Annotated in this window: 1 pseudogene; it reads right to left on the bottom strand. The window is 63.5% G+C overall.

The features are described 5' to 3' along the window. Nucleotides 1-598, bottom strand: a pseudogene (locus LGH70_RS23485) (hypothetical protein); the annotation flags it as partial.

Below are 598 nucleotides of genomic sequence, written 5' to 3'. Positions count from 1 at the left end.
TTTGAGTTGCTGGACCTGCTTGTTGAGGTCGATGAGGTGCAGGGTAAGCTCCTCCACTTTCTTGAGCAGCAGCACGTTCATCTCGCCCAGGTTGGCCCCGTTGGCCGTTACCTCGGCCGTAGTCGGAATCTCGGGCAGGTGCTTGTTCTGCGTCACGTAGGCCTCCAGCTCGGGCAGCGGGGTGAGCTTATAGTCCTTCTCGAAGACGTAGTCGGCCCAGTTGCCGGGGGTGTCGGCCAGGATGTAGAGCGAGGTGGCCGTCACTTTGCCGTAGACCGAGAGCTTGGCGTCGGCGTGCACGCCGGTGCTGAGCTTGTTGCCGATCTGCAGGCGCCCGTCGGGCGAGAGGCTCATGCGAATCAGGCCGGGCATGTTCGCGTCGCTGATGGTCTGCCCGCCGGCGCCGGCGTTGGCCGTGGGCAGGGTCAGGAACATGAGCGAGCCGCCGATGCCGCCCACGATGGCCGCAGCCCCGTTGTTGCCCCCGTCGGAGTAGGTTTTCCAGGTGCTGGTCCAGTAGTTCTGCTTGCTCAGGTTGAAGCCCACGTAGGAGCTGCTCCACAGGTTGGTGGAGTAAGCCGAGCCAATACCCAACGAG

Origin of the sequence: Hymenobacter nitidus, from assembly GCF_020447315.1 — a bacterium.
Classification (GTDB): Bacteria; Bacteroidota; Bacteroidia; order Cytophagales; family Hymenobacteraceae; genus Hymenobacter; species Hymenobacter nitidus.
The sequence above is the reverse complement of the archived record's forward strand: the minus strand, read 5'-3'. Positions and strand labels throughout refer to the sequence as shown.